16 protein-coding genes and 1 other annotated feature are annotated in these 18531 nt (G+C 45.8%); of the genes, 6 read left to right on the top strand and 10 right to left on the bottom strand.

Translation table 11 applies throughout. The features are described 5' to 3' along the window. Nucleotides 1-37: 37 nt before the first annotated feature. From B3S86_RS10020 to B3S86_RS10005, 4 genes are all read right to left on the bottom strand, one after another. Nucleotides 38-781, bottom strand: coding sequence for a FixH family protein (locus tag B3S86_RS10020; RefSeq protein WP_290752071.1), 744 nt, complete (start codon nucleotides 779-781; stop codon nucleotides 38-40). Between the two features lie 102 nt (nucleotides 782-883). After that, complete coding sequence (locus B3S86_RS10015) at nucleotides 884-2077, bottom strand: acetoin utilization protein AcuC (protein WP_290752068.1); 1194 nt, start codon at nucleotides 2075-2077, stop codon at nucleotides 884-886. Further along, entirely contained in the window at nucleotides 2074-2706 is a 633-nt protein-coding gene (locus B3S86_RS10010) for an acetoin utilization AcuB family protein (RefSeq protein WP_035406212.1), read from the bottom strand. Before B3S86_RS10010 ends, B3S86_RS10015 begins: the two co-directional genes overlap by 4 nt. A gap of 18 nt (nucleotides 2707-2724) precedes the next feature. Next, a complete protein-coding gene (locus B3S86_RS10005; protein WP_023469064.1) occupies nucleotides 2725-3357 on the bottom strand; it encodes a GNAT family N-acetyltransferase in 633 nt (210 codons plus the stop codon). 146 nt (nucleotides 3358-3503) lie between these two features. On the opposite strand from B3S86_RS10005, the gene acsA reads away from it, so the two are divergent. Next, a complete protein-coding gene (gene acsA / locus B3S86_RS10000) occupies nucleotides 3504-5207 on the top strand; it encodes an acetate--CoA ligase (protein WP_056062704.1) in 1704 nt (567 codons plus the stop codon). A gap of 47 nt (nucleotides 5208-5254) precedes the next feature. Here the strand turns inward: acsA and B3S86_RS09995 are convergent, their stop codons facing one another. Beyond that, nucleotides 5255-7846 (bottom strand): transglycosylase domain-containing protein, encoded by a 2592-nt coding sequence (locus B3S86_RS09995; RefSeq protein WP_290752061.1) that lies wholly within the window; start codon nucleotides 7844-7846, stop codon nucleotides 5255-5257. 148 nt (nucleotides 7847-7994) lie between these two features. Beyond that, nucleotides 7995-8202 (top strand) — a binding site (T-box leader). 54 nt (nucleotides 8203-8256) lie between these two features. Here B3S86_RS09995 and tyrS point away from each other — a divergent pair. Further along, nucleotides 8257-9504 (top strand): tyrosine--tRNA ligase, encoded by a 1248-nt coding sequence (tyrS, locus tag B3S86_RS09990; RefSeq protein WP_035406219.1) that lies wholly within the window; start codon nucleotides 8257-8259, stop codon nucleotides 9502-9504. 44 nt (nucleotides 9505-9548) lie between these two features. Here the strand turns inward: tyrS and B3S86_RS09985 are convergent, their stop codons facing one another. The 3 genes from B3S86_RS09985 to B3S86_RS09975 form a co-directional block, all read right to left on the bottom strand. After that, the gene (locus tag B3S86_RS09985) at nucleotides 9549-10076 is read right to left on the bottom strand and encodes a biotin transporter BioY (protein ID WP_290752056.1); all 528 of its coding nucleotides are present in this window, start codon (nucleotides 10074-10076) and stop codon (nucleotides 9549-9551) included. 153 nt (nucleotides 10077-10229) lie between these two features. Next, complete coding sequence (gene rpsD / locus B3S86_RS09980) at nucleotides 10230-10829, bottom strand: 30S ribosomal protein S4 (RefSeq protein WP_035406229.1); 600 nt, start codon at nucleotides 10827-10829, stop codon at nucleotides 10230-10232. Nucleotides 10830-11062: 233 nt separating this feature from the next. Further along, nucleotides 11063-11548 (bottom strand): GAF domain-containing protein, encoded by a 486-nt coding sequence (locus tag B3S86_RS09975; RefSeq protein ID WP_023469058.1) that lies wholly within the window; start codon nucleotides 11546-11548, stop codon nucleotides 11063-11065. A gap of 222 nt (nucleotides 11549-11770) precedes the next feature. Between B3S86_RS09975 and ezrA the strand changes: the two genes are divergently transcribed. Then, nucleotides 11771-13477, top strand: coding sequence for a septation ring formation regulator EzrA (ezrA, locus tag B3S86_RS09970; protein ID WP_290752050.1), 1707 nt, complete (start codon nucleotides 11771-11773; stop codon nucleotides 13475-13477). 67 nt (nucleotides 13478-13544) lie between these two features. Beyond that, a complete protein-coding gene (locus tag B3S86_RS09965; RefSeq protein ID WP_290752046.1) occupies nucleotides 13545-15104 on the top strand; it encodes an amidohydrolase in 1560 nt (519 codons plus the stop codon). Here the strand turns inward: B3S86_RS09965 and B3S86_RS09960 are convergent. Both B3S86_RS09960 and B3S86_RS09955 read right to left on the bottom strand, forming a co-directional pair. Further along, nucleotides 15096-15866: a MerR family transcriptional regulator gene (locus B3S86_RS09960; RefSeq protein ID WP_290752043.1), complete on the bottom strand. Its 771-nt coding sequence runs from the start codon at nucleotides 15864-15866 to the stop codon at nucleotides 15096-15098. The genes B3S86_RS09965 and B3S86_RS09960 overlap by 9 nt on opposite strands. Before the next feature lie 90 nt (nucleotides 15867-15956). Beyond that, entirely contained in the window at nucleotides 15957-16772 is an 816-nt protein-coding gene (locus B3S86_RS09955; protein WP_023469054.1) for an NAD kinase, read from the bottom strand. Between the two features lie 165 nt (nucleotides 16773-16937). Here B3S86_RS09955 and tpx point away from each other — a divergent pair, with 165 nt between their 5' ends. Both tpx and B3S86_RS09945 read left to right on the top strand, forming a co-directional pair. Further along, nucleotides 16938-17435 carry a thiol peroxidase gene (tpx, locus tag B3S86_RS09950; protein WP_155960139.1) on the top strand — a complete coding sequence of 166 codons (498 nt, stop codon included), beginning with the start codon at nucleotides 16938-16940 and terminating at the stop codon, nucleotides 17433-17435. Between the two features lie 100 nt (nucleotides 17436-17535). Then, nucleotides 17536-18444 (top strand): class I SAM-dependent methyltransferase, encoded by a 909-nt coding sequence (locus B3S86_RS09945; RefSeq protein WP_023469052.1) that lies wholly within the window; start codon nucleotides 17536-17538, stop codon nucleotides 18442-18444. The last annotated feature ends 87 nt before the right edge of the window (nucleotides 18445-18531 follow it).

Below are 18531 nucleotides of genomic sequence, written 5' to 3'. Positions count from 1 at the left end.
TCTCTCAAGCAAGCTGCTTGAAAAAAGAGACGCTTTTTCATTTTGTGACGGTGATGAGTTCATCTTGGTGATGATGGAGTTGATCATTTTCGACGTGCAGACGCACCGTCGTCTGACCGGGGGCGTTCAATGTGACTTTTCCGCTGTATGCATCACCTTTTTTAGTTAATGGAACATAATTATGTTTTTCAATACCGGTTTCAATGACTTCGACTTGAACGTTCGCCTTTAATGGTTTTCCATCGAGAAAAACGTGAAAGGAGACAGGGAGGTCAGCACCAGCCTTTACTTTCGTCGCACCCATATAATGGACAGACAGACCATCGACGGCTTCGTGTTCATGCGATGCTTTCTCTTTTTCATGTGAATGATCCATGACGACAAAAGAGATCTTATCCATGTGATGGAGTCCTTTTTTATCATTAATATGATAGAGACCTTCGTATTCACCTTCAGCAAGTTTGGCTTCTGCTTGATAGAAACCTGTCTTTTTCAAGGTTGCTTTGAATTTTTGATGTGCCCCATCTTGTTTTCCAGCTTTCCAAACTTCAAACGTCACGTCCTCAAGGTTGACGGGCTTTTTCTTTTCGACCGCGGATGCTTTAAAGACGACGGCATCTTCATCCATTGTCTTTGCTGGGATATCGACAGTGACGTCGACGGTCGGTTTTCCGGCCCCTTGCATGTTATCGTGATCCATTGCCTGCTTTTCATTCCCACATCCTGCAAGTACGATCCCGGTCGACAGAATGAGACCGGAGTAAAGCCATGCCTTTTTCATGATGATTCCCCCAACTATTCGTTTACTAAGTAAAAATTCCATATTTAGTATAGCAACAAGATGTGAACTCCGAACGAAATAAATGTGAAGATAAAAAGTCAATTAATCAGCGGAATAGGGGGAAATCGCTGTCAGTTGTTTTTTACGTTCATCGTTTACGAATGGCCAAATCAATCGTTTGACGGTCTCCCAATTTTTTTCTTCAATTTCAGGACGTCTTGGAATTGCGGGATAAAGTGGTGACGGATCATGCCAGTGCGTGGGTGGCGCTATTTCCTGTCCGCCCCATCGTTCTTGCCATGCAATTGGAATTTCCCCGTGAAAAGGATCTTGTCCTGTCATGGCAGCAAAAACCTGACTCCACGCGCGAGGAACGACACGATACCAATCATAACCACCGCCGCCTAAAGCAACGATTTTTCCATCTGTATACTTTTCTGCCGCAGCCACAGCGATTTGAGGAATCTTTTCATAACTTTTCATCGTTAAGGATAGATGCGTCAATGGGTCAAGCACGTGCGCATCAGCGCCATTTTGTGTGATGATGAGATCCGGTTGAAACAACTCGCATGCCTCAAAGAGTGCCGTCTCATAAGCAAGTAAAAACGAATCGTCTTCCGTAAAAGCATCCAGTGGTACATTCCAGCTAAAACCGTATCCTTCTTCAGAGCCTCTCTCCGTTACCATCCCCGTTCCTGGAAATAAGTAGCGACCCGTTTCATGGAGAGATAGTGTCATGACATCATTTCGATTATAAAAGGCCCATTGCACACCATCCCCGTGGTGAGCATCCGTATCGACATAAAGGATTTTACAGTGATATTTTTCAATCATCGCCGCCATGGCGACAGCCGTATCGTTATAGACACAAAACCCTGAAGCACGTCCGCGGAACCCGTGATGTAATCCACCGCCGATATGAAAGGTGCGTTTATACTTACCAGATAAGACGAGGTCACATGCTTCAATCGTTCCGCCGACAAGGAGGGAAGCACCCGAATGCATGTCTTGAAACAAGGGAGTATCTTCCGTACCAAGACCGTACATCTGTGCCTTGAGTGGTGATAATACTCCGGTTCCGGCTGCTTTGACAGCAGCAATATAATCCTGATCATGAACGAGTGCCAATTCTTCATCGGTCGCATGACGTGGGGCGATACAAGGGATGTCATCTAATTGATGCATCGATTCAAGCAAGGAAACGGTTAATTCGAGACGGATTGGGTTAAATGGGTGGGTCTCGGAAAATCGATAGGTTGCTTCTTCAGGACTATACAGATAAGCAAAATCCTTCATCTGCTCACATCCGGTCCAAGTACATCGAATCCTTCTTTGCGTAACTTCTCGATGATCCGAATTGGATTCATCGTCTGAACACGAAACGCAACAATCCGGACATACGGATCGTCTGTTGGATACACGAGTACATTTAAAATATTAATATTCGTTTTAGCAAGCAGTGCGGAAATCTTCGCTAATGTACCTGCTGTATTCTCGACACGGATCTCGATTTGGGAACTTGGTTCGAGTGCACCCGTCAACTGAACGAATGTCCGTAACAGATCCGTTTCCGTGACGATACCGACAAGACGTCGACCGCGGACGATTGGCAAGCAGGATAAGCGATATTCATAAAACAGCACAGCCGCATCTTCTAGAAAATCAAGCGGATGGGCCGTGACAGGGCTTTCGATCATAATGCTTGAAACGGGATACTGTAGGTCTTGTTTTGCTGTGTCCGGATGAAAGATGCTACTCGCGCTTTGAATTTCCTTTAGTCCGACAAGACCGACGAGTTCATGACGGGCATTAACGACGAGAATATGACGAATCTGATGACGTTGCATGAGTTCAACCGCATGCGCGATGGAATTCGTCGGTTGCATCGTGATGCACGTCGTATTCATGATTTGTTCGATTAACATGACGATTCCTCCTCGAGCTCAGTCATACATGAAGCGTCTTCTCAAGCGTAGCGCATCAAAATGAGCGACGACTTCAGGTGAGACGTGTTTTCCGATACGTGCCATCAGGCAGTTAGCAGGGTGGGAGGCGATTTCCGGATCATCGGTCGGGAAAAAGACAAGACCACCATGGTTCATCATCTTCTCCATGATCTTCCGGTAATCCCACACAGATAGTCCACTCCCCTTTAAGTCCCAATGCCAATAATATTCAGTCGTTAGAATTAAATAATGTTCCATGGCAGGATCTAGCATGGAGATTTCAAGCAATTTTTTACCAATCTGTTGTCCGCGGAACCGAGAGGAGACTTCAATCGCCCCGAGTTCCAAGATGTACGGATTGTTTCCCTCACTCCATGTTTCATAGGGATCAGGATATAAGTAAGTCACATAACCGATGATTTCCGTTCCTTGACGAGCGACGATGATCCGTCCTTCTTCAAGGTCCGCAATCTCAACGAGCGCTTGATGTTGTTCAGCGGGTGGACGAAAAGCCGTTAACCCTGAATCGAGTGTATACGTTGCTAGTGTTTGACTCGGTACGGGACCTTCGATGTCAACAGGACCGAGTGATGTTTCATGCGTCCGATGATTGAATTGTTTTTCAAACATGTAAGCGTCACCACCTTCCTATTCATTATAGACGAAAGCGCTTGAGTAAAGAGAGGGATTTTTTAACAAATTGACGGCAAATGGATTGAACTGACGGATAACTAGCTTATAATAAAGAGGAAAACATAGAAGGGGAGGAACGAGACATGAAAGTTTTGAAAGCGCTTCCGGGGAAGCATTGGTTAGCAGAGTATGATGAAACGAACACGTACGACTGGAAAGATGCTGAGCAGTACTTTTCATGGGCGACAACGGGGAAAGTCAATATGGCCTATGAAGCAATCGACCGCCACGCAGAAGGCGAGCGGGCGAACAAGGATGCGCTGATCTATTTCGATGGAATGACGGAACAACGATTCACCTATGCAGACATGAAACGATTGACGAATAAAGCGGCAAACGTATTAGTCGATGCAGGAGTCAAAACGGGTGACCGGATTTTCATCTTCATGCCACGCTCACCAGAACTGTACTTTGCCCTACTTGGTGCACTGAAAGTTGGGGCGATCGTCGGTCCGTTGTTTGAAGCATTCATGGAACAAGCTGTTCGTGATCGTTTAGTTGATTCTGAAGCGAAACTACTCGTGACAACGAAAGCGTTGCTCCCGCGTGTTCCAGTTGGGGAACTGGAATCACTTGAAAAAGTAGTACTCGTTGATGAAGGCGTTGAAGAATCAGAAACATTACTTGATTTCCGAAAAGCTTTCAAGCAAGCATCCGATGTATTCGAACCGGTCTGGTTGGATCGTGAAGACGGATTGATCTTGCACTATACTTCAGGATCGACAGGGAAGCCAAAAGGTGTCCTCCATGTTCAAAATGCGATGATTCAGCATTTAATGACAGGACGTTGGGTACTCGATCTACAAGAAGACGATGTCTACTGGTGCACGGCTGATCCAGGATGGGTCACAGGAACAAGTTACGGTATCTTCGCACCGTTCTTAAATGGGGCAACGAACGTCGTTGTCGGTGGACGTTTCAATCCAGATTTCTGGTATAGTGTTATCGAGAAGTATAACGTAACGGTCTGGTATAGCGCGCCAACTGCTTTCCGGATGTTAATGGGAGCGGGGGCGGACGTCGCGAATCACCATGATCTTTCAAGTCTTCGTCATGTGTTGTCTGTCGGAGAACCATTGAATCCAGAAGTTATTCGTTGGGGAAAAGAAGCATTTGACCAACGCATTCATGATACATGGTGGATGACAGAAACGGGCGCGATGATGATTTGTAACTACAAGTCTATGGACATTAAACCGGGATCGATGGGGAAACCAATTCCAGGAACCCAAGCTGCGATCATTGATGATCAAGGAAACGAGTTACCACCGTTCCGGATGGGTAACCTTGCCTTGAAAACACCGTGGCCATCGATGATGCGTCAAATTTGGAACAATCCACAAAAATATGAATCCTATTTCTTTAAAGGATGGTATGTGTCAGGCGATTCTGCCTATATGGACGATGAAGGCTATTTCTGGTTCCAGGGGCGTGTTGATGACGTCATCATGACGGCTGGAGAACGGGTCGGTCCGTTTGAAGTTGAAAGCCGTCTCGTTGAGCACCCAGCAGTCGCGGAAGCCGGAGTCATCGGGAAACCAGACCCGGTGCGAGGCGAAATCATTAAGGCATTCATTGCCTTACGTGATGGTTATGAGCCAACGGATGAATTAAAACAAGAAATCCAAGCATTCGTCAAGGAAGGTCTAGCTGCTCACGCGGCCCCAAGAGAAATTGATTTCCGAGATAAGTTGCCGAAGACACGAAGTGGTAAAATCATGCGCCGTGTTCTGAAAGCATGGGAGTTGAACTTGGAAACGGGCGATTTATCGACGATGGAGGATTGAACATGAAAAAAGGATGAATCACCGAAACAGGTGATTCATCCTTTTTGTTAGTTTTCAGAAGCAGCATCTTTTTTCTTTTCATCTTGTTTCTTTTGTTGCTCTTGCTGTTTCTTCGCATCTGCCTCTTTTTTCTTAGCGTCCGCTTCAGCTTTCTTTTTTGCATCGGCTTCGGCTTTTGCTTTTGCATCGGCTTTTGCTTTTGCGTCGGCTTTTGCTTTTGCGTCGGCTTTTGCTTTTGCATCGGCTTTTGCTTTTGCATCGGCAGCACGTTTTGCGTCATCTGCTGCTTTTTTCTTTGCCTCAGCATCTGCTTTTTCTTTAGCTTGATCTTGTTGTTTTTGTTGATCTTCTTTCTTCTGTGCGTCTGCCTCTTTTTTCTTTTCTTCTACTTCTTTCTGTTTCTTCGCTTCGGCTTTTTTCTTTGCTTCTTCGGCTTTTTTCTTCTTATCTTCTTCTTTGAAGCGACCACTGTTTTGGAAGTCATTTGCTGTTACAGAAGATGGTTGCGTGAAGCGGGCGCCAGATTTGAAGTAACTGCTGTTTGCACCATACGATGCATTCGCCATCTGTGACCAGAGCGTCTGCGTACGTTGGTAGTACGTTGACGGACCGATGAGTGAGTTGTTCTGGTCGTGTCCTGTCCAGACGGCAAGGGTTACACCAGGAGTAGAACCAACAAGATAAGAGTCTTTGACATCGTTGGTCGTACCCGTCTTACCGGCCCAATCTCCCGGTACGTTCAATCTAGCTTTAGCGAACGTCGCTGTACCTTTCGTGAAGACACCACGCATCATATCAAGTGTCAGGTAAGCTGTTCGTGGTTCATAGATCCGTTTTTTCTTCGGTTTTGCTTTATAGATATCTTTTCCGTCTTTCGTGATTTTCGAGATGATGTACGGTTGGACGAATTCGCCATAGTTGGCAAGTGTCGCGTAAGCACCTGCAAGTTCGACAGGTGTGATTTCCATTGTTCCGAGTGCCGCAGAAGGGGCATAACGGATCGCATCAGGTACTTCAACTCCCATATCGACGAGTTTTTGAATCGAATTCGACATGTTCATCTTCTCGTAAATCTTAACGGCCGGTACGTTCAATGATAGTTCTAATGCCGTACGAACCGTTACATTACCACGGTAACGTCCACCTTCGTTCTTGATCGGACGGTCGCCAGGTTGACGTGGTACAGTCTGGTAGTAGTACTCTTCATCATTAACGGTAGAACCTGGTGTGATCAAGCGATTTTCAATCCCGTTCGAGTAAACGAGGATTGGTTTTGCCGTTGACCCGATTTGACGTTTGGCTTGGAATGCCCGGTTGAAATCGTCAGCTTTTCCATCCATATACCGTCCGCCGACGAATCCGAGGATACGTCCCGTTTCATTTTGAACCATGACTGCTGCTGTTTCTTCTGGATCCTGTTTCGAAACGCTTTTTTTCGTTTTTGGATCGACGACTTGTTTGTATTGCATGCTTCCTGGGAAGTTCGCACTGTTCTTCGCAGGTTGTTGCATCGCTTCATGAATTTTTTTATCAAGTGTCAAGTGAACTTTGTAGCCGCCTTGGCGTAGTGCAACAAGTGCTTGATCTTGATAGTTGGCACGCACTTCTGCCAGTTCAGACGGTTTCACTTCATCTTCTTTCACGCCATCTTGTTTCATCAGATACTTCGTCATGATTTTCGTCGCTTCACGTTCGGCTAAATCGTAGACGTACGGATACGTATCACGAGAACGTTTTGATTGTTTCGCGAAATCTTTCGTAATATCATGCTTGATTGCTTTTTCGTACTGTTCCTTCGTGATGTTTTTTGCGACATACATCCGCTTCAATACTGTTTTCATCCGGTTGACGCTTGGCGTCAAGTCCTTTTTGACGACGCCACCTTGAAGGTAAGGGGTGTAGTAATAAGGGTTTTTAGGAATCCCAGCGAGAAAAGCTGCTTGTGGTAACGTCAGTTTTTTTGCGGATTTGTTGAAAACTCCTTGTGATGCAGCCTCGATCCCCGCGATGTTACGACCGAGTGAATTGCGACCGAATGAGACGACATTCAAGTACGCTTGTAAAATTTCATCTTTTGACATCGCGTTTTCAAGGCGCAATGCTAAAAGAATTTCTTTCGCTTTCCGTTCGAATGAGACTTCGTTCGTCAAGATTTGGTTTTTGATTAATTGTTGTGTTAGCGTACTTCCGCCTGTGCGCGACGCAGAATTCGTTAGTTCTTGTAGAACTGCTCGTAATGTCGCTTTTGGAACGACACCATCGTGTTGATAGAAGTCTACATCTTCCGTTGATAAAAGCGCATCGATCAAGTAAGGAGAAATCTTCTTGATATCGACAGGCTGACGTTCTTCATCTGTTGAGATGTTCGTCAGCTTTTCACCACTTCCCCAATAAATTTGGCTTGTGACGGCATAGCTGTTGACTTGTTGTTTCATCTCAGTCAATGGTGGTGCTTTTGTGTCCTTGACGAGCGAAGCGAAATAGCCGCCCGCTGCACCAACAGAAAAACTACCGACGAGTAAGACAGCTATGATGAGGAACAAAATGATGTTCCATGAAACATCATATGTGATATTTGACCAGTGCCGAACGGCTTTCGTCCGGGGATGATTCCAAAACTTGAACCAGTTCTCGCGCATAAATGATCTCCTTTGCATCTTAAACTTAGGTGTAAATTAATATTAAATCACAGATAGACGTATTATACCATAAATCTACTAATGAAATCGGACTTGACAGCGGATTCGCCTTCGACGTATCATGAAACCATCTTATTTTCGTATATTGCGTTAAACCATGATCGGAATATAGTAGTAAGTCACTCCCTGTGACAGAGACCTAGTGGTGCTGCGAACTAGGACACAGTGAACTTACGAATTACGCTTCCAGGAGTTTCTTGAGAAATCAAGCGGTCCGTCCCGTTATCGACGAACCAAGTGGTCCTTTTACACAAAAGGACAATTAGGGTGGTACCACGGAATATTCCGTCCCTTCGTTTTAGACGAAGGGACGGTTTTTTTGTTAATAGTGAACTTTAGGAGGAGAAACAATGACGTTATTAGAGGATTTAGAATTTCGCGGGTTAATTAACCAAATGACAGATGAAGAAGGGCTGAAAACATTACTCGAGAATCCGACGACGCTTTACACAGGCTTCGATCCAACAGCAGATTCACTTCACATCGGACACTTGTTGCCGATTTTAGTCTTAAAAAGATTCCAACAAGCGGGTCACCATGTCGTAGGTCTCGTTGGAGGGGCAACTGGGATGATTGGGGATCCGAGTGGTCGTGCAACGGAACGGTCATTGAACACATCGGATATCGTCGAAGAGTTCGCGAATCGGATTAAAGATCAACTGTCACGTTTCTTACCACTTGAAGGTGAAAATCCGGTCACGATCGCCAATAACTTAGACTGGACGAAAGATTTGACAATCATCGATTTCTTACGTGATATCGGAAAACACTTCCCGGTCAGCTACATGCTTGCGAAGGACTCTGTTGATTCACGTCTTCAAAATGGTATCTCATTCACTGAGTTCTCATACATGTTACTTCAATCGTTTGACTTCTTGAAACTTTACGAAGACAAAGGATGCCGTCTTCAAGTAGGAGGTAGTGATCAGTGGGGGAACATCACAGCAGGAATGGAGCTGATTCGTCGTGCTGGTCATGAAGAAAAAGCATTCGGATTGACAGTACCGCTCGTTACGAAAGCGGATGGTCAGAAATTCGGTAAGACAGCTGGCGGTGCGGTCTGGTTAGATGCTGATAAAACGTCACCGTACGAGTTCTACCAGTTCTGGTTCAATGTAGACGATCTCGACGTCATCAAGTTCTTGAAATACTTCACGTTCTTGACGCACGAAGAACTCGATGCACTTGCAGAAGAAGTCAAGGCAGCACCAGAGAAGCGCGTCGCACAACGTCGTCTTGCAGAAGAAATGACGGTTCTCGTCCACGGTGAAGAAGGTCTGACACAAGCACAACGTATTACGACGGCACTCTTTAGCGGAGATATTAAATCGTTGCAAGTCGAAGATATCGAAGATGCCTTCAAAGGCATGCCACGCTTTACACTCGGCGAATCAAACAACCTCGTCGACGTGCTCGTTGAGGCGAAGATTAGTCCGTCAAAACGTCAGGCACGTGAAGACGTCACGAACGGTGCGATCTACCTCAACGGAGAACGCGAGCAAGACTTAACGAAAGAAATCACTGAATCAGATGCAATCGGTCGCTTTACGATCGTACGTCGCGGAAAGAAAAAATACTTCGTCGTCGAGCATGCTTGATGATAAACGAAACGCTCCCTGCACATAGATGCAGAGAGCGTTTTTTAAGCTGTCCGGAATAAGCGAAGTGGCAACAAGCGAACGGCGATCGTCGTGGCAATGACGGCTTTGATCGTATCCCATAAGACGAAAGGATAGTTGATCGCAAAAGCATCTTTGAACGACAGATCGAGTACAGCCATCAGACCGAATGTTCCGAGCAAGTAGACTAAACCAAGTCCGAAGACGATCATCCCGATGAAGAGGGGGACGAAACGACGTGTTTTTTCAGCGATGAGACCGATGAAGAATCCGGCAATCGGAAAGGCGATCAAATACCCAACAGTTGGTCCGACGAATGGAGCAAGTCCACCTTTTCCGCCGAGAACAGGGAGACCAGCAGCTGCGAGCAATAAGAAGATCAAGACAGCAAGTCCACCGCGTTTTCCACCGAGAATGGCACTGACCGTCATGATTGCGAGCATCTGAAGTGTGATCGGAACGGCGCCGACCAGTTGGATCTGCGGCAAAGAGCTGACGGCTGCGATGATGGCAGCACCAAGGGCGATGAACGTTAAATCTCTTGTTTTCATGAATAAAGTCCTCTTTTCTATTTGTGTTAACTATGTATGTTTATAGGTTAACACAAATAAATAATTGGCGTCACTCTTTTTTTAAGACCAGGTATACATTTTCATGATATGTACAAAAAAAGCACCCACCGAAGTGAGTGCTGGAACAATCGATTAACGTGAGTAGTACTCGACGACGAGTTGTTCTTGGATTTGATCGTTCAATTCAGAACGCTCAGGAAGACGGACGAACGTTCCTTCGAGCTTCTCAGCATCGAAAGTAACGAAGTCTTTAGTTGCTGGAGCAACTTCGAGTGCTTCTTTGATAACGACAAAGTTCTTCGATTTTTCGCGAACTGAGATCGTTTGACCTGGTTTCACGCGGAACGACGGGATGTCGACGCGAGCGCCATCAACTTGGATGTGACCGTGGTTGACGAGCTGACGAGCAGCACGACGTGTACGAGCCATACCCATACGGTAAACGACGTTATCAAGACGTGTTTCAAGTAAGAACATGAAGTTCTCACCGTGAATACCAGGCATTTTGCCAGCATCGTTGAACATACGGTTGAATTGGCGTTCGTTTACTCCGTACATGTGACGAAGCGTTTGCTTCGCTTGAAGTTGAAGACCGTACTCAGACATTTTACGACGGCTGTTACCGTGTTGTCCTGGAGCGTACGGACGTTTTGCGATTTCTTTTCCTGTTTCAGTAAGTGAGATACCGAGACGACGTGAAAGTTTCCAAGCTGGACCTGTATAGCGAGCCATAATAAGACTCCTCCTTAGTGTTCGTTATTATTTGCATAAAAATAATAACGCCATCAAACCCACGTTACGCCCATTTCATGATGTGGCACCCTCGCTTGATAGCAAAGTTACACGATGCCCCTCCGGTTATTCACCGAGTCATGAAATGTGATACGTAAGCGATTTGACCGCTATCGTTATCATTTCTGCACTTTTACAAGTATACGGTGTGGACAATCGACTGTCAATCAGAATTACAGATGACGAAGTAGTGTCGTACAGAATGCTTCTAAACCAGCTTGGTCGACTTCATCGAAACGGTTGAATTCTGGGCTGTCGATATCGAGGACGCCGATCGTTTGTCCGTCTTTGACGAGTGGAATGACGATTTCAGAATTCGATGCCGCGTCACATGCGATATGACCTGGGAATTGATGAACGTCTTCGATCCGTTGTGTCGTTTGTTCTGCTGCGGACGTTCCGCAAACACCACGACCGAATGGAATACGGACGCATGCTGGAAGTCCTTGGAATGGTCCGAGGACGAGTTGGTTTTGCTCGGTATCCGTCAAATAGAAGCCGACCCAGTTGATACGGTCGAGGAATTGGTTGAGTAACGCGCTCGCATTCGATAAGTTCGCGACTTGATTGTCTTCTCCCATTAATAACGCATCGAGTTGTTTTGACAGCATGTCATATTGTTTCGTCCGGTCACCTTCATATGTCTTTGTTTCGAACATAATAAAATTCCTCCCGTGAAAAGCGTATTTTTTTTAGTTTAACGAGTTTTCGTGTAGCTGACAAACAATTGATTTTTGGACAAAGGATTCAAAACAGCGGAAGAAATCAGGAAAAGCCTCTGTAAATCTATGCAAAACGGTTGCGCTATACTATTATAAGGATAAGATTATTGCGATTTAGAGAAAATCTAAAGTCGTACGACAGAGTGGAGGTCGTGACAAATGTGGGCATGGGTGATCGGAGTCATCGTCATCGTATTACTCGTCATGCTATTCAGCATGATCAGTCGAAAAAAATACTACACGAAAATCGATGAACTTGATATGCGCAAACAAGGCATCGTCAGTGCATCGATTCCAAAGGAGTTGCAGGACTTAAAGCAACTACCGATGGCGGGTGAGACGGAGACGAAGTTCAGCTCCTGGCATCAAGCGTGGGAAGAGTTGTTAACGGTCCACGTCGCCCAAATCGATGAAACCCTTTACCGAGCGGAAGAAGCGCTCGATAAATACCGGTTCATCGCCGTCAAGAATGACCTTGAAGTAACGGAACAATTGATTGCGGAACTCGAAGGATTGATCGATGAGATGCTCGTCGAGATGTCGACGTTCAAAACGAATCAATCGGTTCTAGCAGAGTTGAAAGCGCAAGGGGAAGCTGATTCTGGGCAAGTTCGGAAATCGTTATTGATCCAAGCGAACTCATTCGGTCCGGCGCTCGCGCGTCTGGAAGAACGAAGTGAACAAATCAACGCGCACTGGAATGAGATGTGTCAATACGAAGCTTCGGGTGAAGTGACGAAGGCGTACGAAACAAGCTTGTTGCTTGAGCAAGAAGTAGCGACGACGCGTCAGCTTGTTGAACTCGTGCCGAAACAATGGAAGATTCTCGCACATGAATTGCGTCAACGGATTGATCAGCTCGGAGCGGGTTATAAGGAAATGTCGTTAGATGGGTATCCGCTTGAACCACTCGGTCTTCAATCCGAGATCAAACGGTTCGAGGAACAACGTCTGAGCCTTTCTGAAAAAATCGAGATGCTTGAAGTCGATGGTTTAGAAGAAGCGATTCAACAGTTATCAGCCGACGTTGATCAAATGTACGATACGTTCCGTCGTGAAGTTGATGCACGTCATCAAGTGAAAAAAGAAAATCAATCCTTGAAACAAAAAGCATTACGGATGCGCGAACGGATTCATCAATTGGCGCAAGAGTTCAGTATTTTACGTGAAAAGTATGAAATCTCAGCAGATCTTGGAATTCACTACGAAACGATCCAGCGTGACGAAGAGCTACTGTTTGAAGCGGCAAAAGATCTCGATGAGTCGATTGCTGGGAAAATCATTCCGTTCAGTATGCTCGAAGATCAAATGCGCGATGCGATTCGCTTAGAGGAACAGTTGATGATTCAGTACGAACGCTTTACGGTCGAACTTCAAGCGCTTCGAAAAGAAGAGACAGAAGTGCGCGAACGGATCGTCGAATGGCGTCATCAGCTCTCGCAAACACGTCTTCGTCTGAAACGACTTGGATTACCGAACTTACCAACGGAAGTTGAAGAAGCACTACGTAATGCGAATCGTTCGCTACAGACGCTTGAGACACGGCTCGAAGAGTTACCGTTTAATGTCCGATCGATCGTTGCACAAAGCCAAGACGTCCAAGAAACGTTTAAACATGTGCAAGAACGGTTAGATACATTAGTGTTCGAAGTCACGTATGCCGAACGGCTCGTCCAGTATGCGAACCGATACCGTCGCCACGACAACGAGATACATATGTCGCTGACGATCGCGGAAACGAAGTTCTTAGCGGGAGACTATGAACGTACGATCGTCTTAGCGGAACGTGTCCTAAATGAATACGATCCGGACGCGATCGAACGCATTAAACGATCGTGTGCACCAGAGGAAACGTTGCACGTTTAAATCAGGATCGACAATTCAGGGTGACCGTCATGGTCACCCTATTTTTGTAAAAAGAGGAGTGAGTAGAATGGGAACACTATACGTAAACGGATTGATTCGAACGATGGCACATGAAGAGGACGTCCATTCAGCGATGTTCGTCGAGAAGACGCGGATCATCGCAATGGGGGAGGAAGGAAAACTACGTCGACGTTTCGGTAGACGTATTGATCAGATTCAAGACTTGAACGGAAAAGCTGTTTATCCAGCCTTCACAGACGCACATATTCATCTGATTGGCTACGGGGAAGCAATCAACCGTGTCGATGCCTCGCGTTATACGACGCTTGAAGCATTAGGACAAGCTTTCCTCAAGGCAGAACCAATCAATGGGATTCACGTGGCGGAAGGATATGACGAAACGAAACTTGACCGTGCGCCGACAAAAGCATGGCTGAATCAGTTGTTCCCGGACGCTCCTGCCTTATTAAAACGGACAGACCGGCATACCGCACTTGTCAACGATGTTTTATTCCAACAGCTCGGCTATAAAGCATCGACTGTCATCGATGGTGGAAAGATCGGCTTATCGGATAACGGCGAAGCTGACGGATTTTTGTACGATGCGGCGCTTGAACCTTTGTATGCGTTACAAGCTGGAAACTTAGAGCGAAACAAATCGTCACTCCGATCAGCAATCAAGAGTTTGTATCAATACGGCATCATTGCGGCACACACAGAAGATTTATCGTATCACGGAGATGTCGCGGAAATCCTCCAAGCATATAAAGAAGTGACAGAAGAGACAGGCTTCCATACACATCTACTCGTTCATCATCTTGTCATCGATGAGTTCGTGCAACAGCAACCAATTTTGCCATCAACGATGTCAATTGGTGCGATGAAACTATTCGTCGACGGCGCACTCGGAGGACGGACAGCTCTTCTCGGTCGTGGTTATTCTGATGATCCGACGACACGTGGTATCGAAGTGCATACACCAGAACAACTCGAACAACTCGTCAAGCGTGCACGTAGTTACGGGTTTACAGTTGCGGCACATGTCATCGGTGATTTAGCGATTGAACGATTCGTACAGGTGCTCGAGAAATATCCAGCACCAAAAGGCAAGCGGGATCGGATCATTCATGCGACGGTCGTTCGACCAGAAACGCTTGCACGAATTCGGAAGTTACCGGTCTTGATTGACGTTCAACCGGTCTTTTTACTGGATGACGCAGACTTTATCGTCGATCGACTCGGATTGAACCGCTTAGACTGGAGTTATCGTTTACGTTCGTTAGCTGAGACCGGCGCATTATTATGCGGTGGGGCAGATGCGCCGATCTCTGACCCCGATGTCCGGCGTTCCCTGTATGCAGCGACGGAAGGAACAGCGGGACGTGTCAATAAGGTGAATGAGACGTTATCGATGTACGAAGCCTTGTTACTCTTTACGAAAAATCCACATCTCGCGACCGAGACACATGGACGCAAAGGATTACTCCTACCAGGATACGATGCCGATTTCGTCATCTTTGAAGAAGACTTCTATCGCTTGCGTGGTGAAGCCATCTTGAATAACCGTTTAGTGGAGACTGTCCAAGCTGGTAAAATCGTCTATCAGGCAGAAGCAGCCTTAGTTTGATGTTGCTTCTGCATAGTGCGAAATAGCTTCTGAATAAAAAGAAGATAGTCCAGGTGCATACGTATCGTAATAAGCGCGAAACCGTTCGTCGGACACGTACATCTGACCGAGTGACTCAAAAATAGATAACTCACATGGGTAATAGTACGTATCGATGAAGTCATGTTGTTCCTTGACGACCTGTTGAACGTCCGGGTCAGATGCCGCACGTCCGTCGCGGTAAAGGATCGTCAAGCGTTGATCGAGTTGTTTGTGCATGGCGCTAAGTCTTTCTTTCTCATTTGGGGTACGTTGTTTTTGTCTTTTTGCACTGATTCGATATGCGTCGGTGTCACCGTAGTGTTGTTGGACTTCATCTGCATGTTGTTTTTCGTGCATGACGATCTCTTCGTGACGTAAACCGCGGAATAATTGTTCATCTTTCATGGGGAGTCCTCCTATTAAAGTGAGTAATGTTTGTTCAGCGAGTTGAGCGAGCATCTGATAATGCGAAGCTTTTTCTTGAAGTAGTACAATTTGTTTTTTCAATATCGTGTGATGACTGGAGTCAGATTGTGTAAGTAATCTTTGGATTTCTGACAGCGGAAAATCAAGAGAGCGATAGAGAAGGATTTGTTGTAAACGTAAAAGATCCTCACTGCTATAATATCGGTGACCGGCATCGTTGCGCTTTGGCACAAGGAGACCGAACGTCTCATAATGATAAAGCGTTCGTTTTGTGACGCCGGTAAGTTTGGCGATTTCCTGAGTGGAATACATCATCTGTGTACCTCCTTTGATTGGAGTATAAGGGGTGACGTAACGGAAGATGCAACAAAAAAATCTGCCCTGAGGAGGCAGATTTTTTTATTGTCATAAGAATGAGCGTTGAATCTTATGCCAAAATGTATTGTTCGTCAATTTGACGGTTTTAAGTTCTTTTTCAGAGAGCTGGATATCGACTGAATCCGTTCGTGTCAGGCTGAGTGCTTCGTTATCCATCCCGATGATCGGATAATCGTTTCCGTCCTCAATGATGCGTAACGAGAGTTTCCGTCCGCGGTTCAATAGGAAAGCAGAACCGAGTGTCCGGTACCGGTTATTGTTAACGGAAGCGATCTCGCTGACTTGAAGACAGTGGATCAATGGATCGACGATCGCACCAGAAAGTGACTTGTTATAAGCCGTAGATCCCGTCGGTGTTGAGATGACCATTCCATCCCCGCGGAATGTCTCAAACAGGAAGTCATCGATATAGACTTCGATTGCGAGTGATTTGATGATGCTCGACTTTACGGAACATTCGTTCAGACAGAGCATCGGTGGTCCACCGTTGATGGATGCTTCAAGTAGTGGATAACGACGTACTTCGATTTCGCCATCCGAGACACGATTGCCCGTCTCTTTAAAGATTGCTTCGACCGCAGAAAGATCATTGATATCAAAGTCACAGTAGAACGAGTTTGGTCCTTCAGCGAATCCGACATAGATCGCATCATCACGGAAACCTGTGAAGCGTGCTGCTTGCAAGAAAGCCCCATCTCCACCAATCGAGACGATGATGTTTGCTTGTCGATGATCTTGGACGACATTCAGTCCGTATCGTGTACCGACATCAATCAACTTTCGCACCTGCGTCTCGTGTCTTTGTGTATTTCGGTAGTACAGGTAGACATTATTTCGAGCCATGGTCAATTCCCCCTTGAAAGCGTTTCATGAACTCTTTTATTATACCTGTTTTTTAGAAAGACGGGTACTGAAGTCCATCAATTATGGCAGAATACTTGCCATCTTCGCAGATCATTCCTATAGTTAAATAGAAAATACAGTATATCCAATCAGGGGAAAAGGGGAATTCATATGGCAACGTTTAAAGGAAATCCAATCACACTTCAAGGTACAGCGGTTCAAGTCGGACAAACAGCACCGGACTTTCAAGTGTTAGCTAACGACTTATCGCCCGTAACACGTGATACATACCAAGGTGTTCGAATCATCAGTGTCGTCCCATCAATCGATACAGGGGTATGCGATGCGCAGACTCGTAAATTTAACGAAGAAGCAGCTAAAATCGAAGGTGTGACGGTCATGACGATCTCAAACGACCTTCCGTTCGCGCAACGTCGTTGGTGTGCGTCAAGTGGTCTTGATCAAGTCGTGACATTGTCTGATCACCGTGATCTTTCATTCGGTACACAGTACGGCGTGGCAATCGAAGAATTACGTCTGCTTGCTCGCTCTGTCTTCGTCTTAGATTCGAACAACGAAATCACGTATGTCGAATACCTCGAAGAATCAACGGATGAGGTAAATTTCGAAGCAGCACTGGCTGCAGCACGTGAAGCGAAGTAAGAATGGTTTACAAACGACGCTGAAGCGTTACAATGGAACTAATGATAGAAACGGCTCCCGCTCTACGGGGGGCCGTTTCGTTTTGGAGAGGATGACGTACATGGAGCCGTTAGAAAAGTTATATAAGGAATTAACACGTCAAACAAAACAAATCGAACGTGATCTTGATATGCCTTACCTAGAAGCGTTGACGACTGTGATTGACCGGTTGAACGATCGCCATACTGAAAATGTAGACAAAGAGGTCATTCGAAAGGCAGTATCGCTTGCTATTTTAGAAGGGATGAAACAAGCGCAACCGAACCATTTGCCGACGCCAGACAGCGTCGCTTTGTTTGCTGGTTATCTAATCGGGAAATTGGTAGGTAAGGAGGACATCCGACTACTTGAATTAGGAAGTGGAACAGGTGGTATGTTACACGCTGTCTTGAGTCAGCTTTCGACGGGCACATCTGCTGAAGCAGTTGAGGTAGATGAGACGTTAATTCGTTTATCGGCAGCGGTAACGGAATTACTCGACTACCCTGTTACGTATACGCATCAAGATGCGTTACGACCTTTGTTGCTAGATCCAGTTGATCTTGCGATGGCTGATCTCCCAGTCGGTTATTATCCGGATGAAGAGGCTGCTGCTTCTTACATCTTGAAACGAGATGAGGGTATGAGCTATAGTCATTTCTTATTGATCGAACAAGCGATGCAATACGTCAAACCAGGTGGGTTCGGTGTTTTTGTCATTCCGAACGGTTTGTTCCAGCATGATACGGAAGGCAAGTTGAAACAGTACTTTGAATCAAAAGCGCACGTCATCGGCATTTTACAATTGCCGTTAACCATGTTCAAACAAGAACAGGCAGCAAAAAGTTATTTGATCGTCCGTAATCATTTAGCCGGTATGAAGATGCCAAAACAAGCGTTACTTGCTGAACTACCATCTTTCACAGATGCCCGTGCGTTTGGTGGTATGGTGAAACAGATTGATGAATGGATTAACACAGAATTAAAATGAATTACGCAAAGTGATTGAAATCTGTCGTTAATTTGACTATTCTAGTTGTAGAACAGAAATAGAAGAAAACCTAAACAGATGTGAATG

The organism is Exiguobacterium sp. UBA3968 (genome assembly GCF_002385115.1).
GTDB lineage: Bacteria > Bacillota > Bacilli > Exiguobacteriales > Exiguobacteriaceae > Exiguobacterium_A.
This window is presented reverse-complemented; position numbering and strand designations above follow the sequence as displayed.

What these genes read in the sequence shown, in the direction of transcription:
- B3S86_RS09975 (WP_023469058.1), bottom strand. Translation starts at nt 11,548, where the DNA reads ATGTTCGAAACAAAGACATATGAAGGTGACCGGACGAAACAATATGAC.
- rpsD (WP_035406229.1), bottom strand. Translation starts at nt 10,829, where the DNA reads ATGGCTCGCTATACAGGTCCAGCTTGGAAACTTTCACGTCGTCTCGGT.
- tyrS (WP_035406219.1), top strand. Translation starts at nt 8,257, where the DNA reads ATGACGTTATTAGAGGATTTAGAATTTCGCGGGTTAATTAACCAAATG.
- B3S86_RS09945 (WP_023469052.1), top strand. Translation starts at nt 17,536, where the DNA reads ATGGAGCCGTTAGAAAAGTTATATAAGGAATTAACACGTCAAACAAAA.
- B3S86_RS10020 (WP_290752071.1), bottom strand. Translation starts at nt 781, where the DNA reads ATGAAAAAGGCATGGCTTTACTCCGGTCTCATTCTGTCGACCGGGATC.
- B3S86_RS09960 (WP_290752043.1), bottom strand. Translation starts at nt 15,866, where the DNA reads ATGATGTATTCCACTCAGGAAATCGCCAAACTTACCGGCGTCACAAAA.
- acsA (WP_056062704.1), top strand. Translation starts at nt 3,504, where the DNA reads ATGAAAGTTTTGAAAGCGCTTCCGGGGAAGCATTGGTTAGCAGAGTAT.
- ezrA (WP_290752050.1), top strand. Translation starts at nt 11,771, where the DNA reads ATGTGGGCATGGGTGATCGGAGTCATCGTCATCGTATTACTCGTCATG.
- B3S86_RS10010 (WP_035406212.1), bottom strand. Translation starts at nt 2,706, where the DNA reads ATGTTAATCGAACAAATCATGAATACGACGTGCATCACGATGCAACCG.
- B3S86_RS09985 (WP_290752056.1), bottom strand. Translation starts at nt 10,076, where the DNA reads ATGAAAACAAGAGATTTAACGTTCATCGCCCTTGGTGCTGCCATCATC.
- B3S86_RS09965 (WP_290752046.1), top strand. Translation starts at nt 13,545, where the DNA reads ATGGGAACACTATACGTAAACGGATTGATTCGAACGATGGCACATGAA.
- B3S86_RS10005 (WP_023469064.1), bottom strand. Translation starts at nt 3,357, where the DNA reads ATGTTTGAAAAACAATTCAATCATCGGACGCATGAAACATCACTCGGT.
- B3S86_RS09955 (WP_023469054.1), bottom strand. Translation starts at nt 16,772, where the DNA reads ATGGCTCGAAATAATGTCTACCTGTACTACCGAAATACACAAAGACAC.
- B3S86_RS09995 (WP_290752061.1), bottom strand. Translation starts at nt 7,846, where the DNA reads ATGCGCGAGAACTGGTTCAAGTTTTGGAATCATCCCCGGACGAAAGCC.
- B3S86_RS10015 (WP_290752068.1), bottom strand. Translation starts at nt 2,077, where the DNA reads ATGAAGGATTTTGCTTATCTGTATAGTCCTGAAGAAGCAACCTATCGA.